General features: G+C 29.3%; 4 protein-coding genes. 3 read left to right on the forward strand and 1 reads right to left on the reverse strand.

Going from position 1 to position 3,705, the window contains the following annotated elements:
* Window positions 1–138 precede the first annotated feature (138 nt).
* From KA878_RS00005 to KA878_RS00015, 3 genes are all read left to right on the forward strand, one after another.
* Window positions 139–525 (forward strand): helix-turn-helix domain-containing protein, encoded by a 387-nt coding sequence (locus KA878_RS00005; RefSeq protein WP_194376795.1) that lies wholly within the window; start codon window positions 139–141, stop codon window positions 523–525.
* Between the two features lie 252 nt (window positions 526–777).
* A complete protein-coding gene (locus KA878_RS00010) occupies window positions 778–1,698 on the forward strand; it encodes a protein rep (protein WP_188294677.1) in 921 nt (306 codons plus the stop codon).
* A gap of 955 nt (window positions 1,699–2,653) precedes the next feature.
* On the forward strand, window positions 2,654–2,797 hold the full coding sequence (locus tag KA878_RS00015) for a hypothetical protein (protein ID WP_002324169.1): 144 nt from the start codon (window positions 2,654–2,656) through the stop codon (window positions 2,795–2,797).
* 174 nt (window positions 2,798–2,971) lie between these two features.
* Here the strand turns inward: KA878_RS00015 and KA878_RS00020 are convergent, their stop codons facing one another.
* Window positions 2,972–3,430 carry a hypothetical protein gene (locus KA878_RS00020; RefSeq protein ID WP_194376794.1) on the reverse strand — a complete coding sequence of 153 codons (459 nt, stop codon included), beginning with the start codon at window positions 3,428–3,430 and terminating at the stop codon, window positions 2,972–2,974.
* Window positions 3,431–3,705: the final 275 nt, after the last annotated feature.

Raw genomic sequence — 3,705 nt, forward strand, 5'->3', positions numbered from 1 at the left:
ATTAGGTAGAAATTTTTTTCCATTATTTGCAATTGCTTTAGTTAAACTCTTATATTTTATATATACACGTATATATAAAATATAAGAGTTTAACTACGTTTAATTAGGTAGAAATTTTTTTCATATTAGGAGGTTTTTATGTATAAAGATTTGAGTAATAAACAGAAAGCTATTTTACAGAAAAGAAATTATGAAATTTGGAAAAAAGAGTCTTTAGAAAACAAAGGTTTTTTTATTATTTTTAATGGTTTTTTAGATAATAATTATTTGAAAAACATTAGTGGTGGAGCTTTGAAATTATATGTATTTTTAGGCATAAAGTCTAAAAACGAATCTGGCGAATCTTTTTATAATGTTAAATCTATTTCTGAGTATTTTGGGGTATCTACTAGAACTATTAGTAATTGGTTTTTTGAGTTGGAGAGATTAAATTTAATAGAGCGTTATCAACTTGATTATAATAATGTGTCGCATACATTTTTGAATACTTATGATGCTGGTTTTGATAGAGGGAAAATTATGTAATAATTTGTTTTTATTAAAACGAGTGAAACGAGTTTTTTCTTATCTTGATAATAAGGGTAACTATTTCGATTTGAAATAGTTACCCTTAAATCGTTGGTGTGACTAGCTTCAAGCACAAAAAAAGTTGCTTTTTTCAGCATACTATTGTATCGTTTTAGGTGTCTAAGCTAAACGAAAAATAGAAAGGAGAAAAAGCAACTTTTTTTATATACATAGTTTGAGAAAAACTAAGTTGTTTTTGTGTGTTATAACATGGATAAGTATACTGAGAAAAAACAGAGAAATCAAGTGTTTCAGAATTTTATAGAACGTCATATTGGGGAAAATCAGATGGAATTAGTAAGGGAATGTAATACATTTTTATCGTTTGTTGCGGATAAAACGCTTGAAAAGAAAAAATTGTATAAAGCGAATCCTTGTAAGAATCGCTTTTGTCCAATGTGTGCATGGCGTAAAGCTCGGAAAGATGCTTTGGGGTTGTCGTTGATGATGCAGTATGTAAAGCAGGTAGAACAAAAAGAGTTTATCTTTTTAACTTTAACGACGCCGAATGTAAGGGCAAATGATCTTGAAGATGAAATCAAAAAGTATAATAAGTCTTTTAAGAAAATGTTTGAGCGTAAAAAAGTAAAGACACTTTCTAAAGGTTACGTTCGTAAATTAGAGATTACTTATAATGAACAAGAAGATACATATAATCCGCATTTTCACGTGTTAATTGCAGTGAATAAATCTTATTTCAAAGATACTAAAGTTTATGTTAATCAAAAAGAGTGGCTTGAGTTATGGCGGGATGTAACGGGTATGCCTGAAATAACACAAGTACATGTCCAGAAAATCCGACAAAACAATAATAAAGAACTTTATGAAATGGCTAAGTATTCGGGAAAAGATAGTGATTATTTAGTGAATCAAAGAGTATTCGACACTTTTTATAAGTCATTAAAAGGGAAACAGGTTTTGGTTTATTCAGGTCTTTTTAAAGAGGCTAGAAAAAAGTTAAAAAATGGCGAGTTAGATTATTTAAAAGAAATCGATCCAACAGAATACATTTATCAAATTTTCTATATTTGGAATAAAAAAGAGTACTTAGCCAGTGAAATATATGATTTAAGTGAGCAAGAAAAAAGAGAAATTAATCATCAAATGATAAACGAAATTGAAGAAGAGTAAAAAGGGCGTTAGCAATAGCTAGCGTCTTTTTTATTCCAATTGCCTTATGGTTTGGAACCAACAAGGCTTAATGTGTTGTTGAGTTGGTACTTGTTTGGGATTAATCCCAAATTAAGACCAACCAACTCGCTAGACTAAATCTAGCTAACACAAAGCCTATTCCAAACCATAAGTTTTCTCGGCATAAAAGTAAGCATGATTTTAAATTGAAATAGTGCGTGATTTTTATAAAGTGCAAACCCTTTTCGATAACCCCTTTCTCAGTCAAAAGGGGTAGTGCAGGATTAAGAGATGCTATACATCTCTGTAAAAGCGTTGGTATGCTTGACTTCGGAGTGCTATATTTATAGTTTTTGAGTGATATATATAACCCTTTAGACTTTGATATGACTGGTTTGAAAGTGCTATATTGTTTGCTAAATCGAAAATTTGGTTTGCGGAAACTTTGCATTTAACTTTGCAATAGATTTGTTGTTGTATTCGGCTCATATTTGCGTTTTAAGAGGATATATGAACTTTTAGGTATAAAACCATACAATTTACCTCTAAGCCTTCAAAATACCCTTTAAAATTCAAAATAAGGACATAAAAAATAAAAGCTACCCCAGATAAAATGAGGTAGCTTTTTCTTTCATACGGTCTGTTTATTTTTCTTTCGACGCCGTATCGTCGATGGAATTCAAAAAAGTTATGGGCTATAAATCTGCATCACTTTTTCAAGAATGCAGTAGCAATATTCAACGCAAATTAATTTTTATAACTGCTCGGAATATCTCAAGCCGTTTCTTTGAATTTAAAATAAAAAATCGACGAAGGTCGATTATGGTTTTGCACACGTCGATTTATCCGACGTATAAGTGCGCCCTTACGGGAATTAACTAGATTATAACGATGAAAAATAGACCTGTAAAGCGATAACTATTGTGATAAAATTTGCTAAAAAGGAGTTTTGAAGTTGAAAAAAACAGAACGTAATTTATTTTCTATTTTCTTATCTTTAGGAAGTCTTTTTGCTATCTTTAGTGGTTTCTTTATTTTGGGCATTGGAATGTTAATTGGTGGAGCAACTTTATTAACTAAAAGTATTTCTGAAGAATAAAAGCGTTGACGCATTTATGCCGAGAAAATTTATTGTGCGTTGAGAAGAACCCTTAACTAAACTTGCAGACGAATGTCGGCATAGCGTGAGCTATTAAGCCGACCATTCGACAAGTTTTGGGATTGTTAAGGGTTCCGAGGCTCAACGTCAATAAAGCAATTGGAATAAAGCAATTTATTCATTTTCGGTTAATAGAGTTTTGTAATGATGTAGTGTTGAAAACTTATATGCATATTCTTGTTTTTCTCTTTTCTTATTACAGGCATTAATAAAATTTTCTATGTATCTTTCGAATTTTTGATTTATATTTTTTATATCGTTAGTGATTATATTTTTTTGTGGTTTAGGAATTCTTAAATCTTGATCTTTAATTTCAATTATGTGTTCGGTGTTTTTAAGTATTATAACTTTTTCAAAATTAATACCGGCTTTTGGACGATCTTTTGTTGGCATAGGATAAATTGCTTTTTTGTTTTTTTGGAATAAATTTGATTCGAAAGGTATTAAAAAATATAGATTCTTATATTTTATTGTTAAGTAGAGATAAATTCTATTATCTTTTTTATTCATTTCTTTAATTTTGTTCTCAGAAAAGAATTCTTTTTTTAGTTTACATACAGTTCCGTTATTCAATTAATCACCCCTTTTTTAAAATTATACAAAAAAAGACCATCATTTACAGAATGATGGTCTTAAAAATTCTTGTTAATTTAAAAGTTGTTTTTCTTTTTCAATTTTTTTGTTAGCCAGGTTTTATTGAGAAAACACCTCTCCTATGTTTCAATTTTTTTGTTAGCCAGGTTTTATTGAGAAAACACCTCTCCTATATGCTTTAATTATCTGAGTTTTAGTCTTTTATTTCAATTAATAAAAAGAAAAGAATGTAGTATTACTTAGTTTAATTAGGT

This window comes from Staphylococcus sp. GDY8P57P (genome assembly GCF_017892585.1).
GTDB lineage: Bacteria > Bacillota > Bacilli > Staphylococcales > Staphylococcaceae > Staphylococcus > Staphylococcus borealis.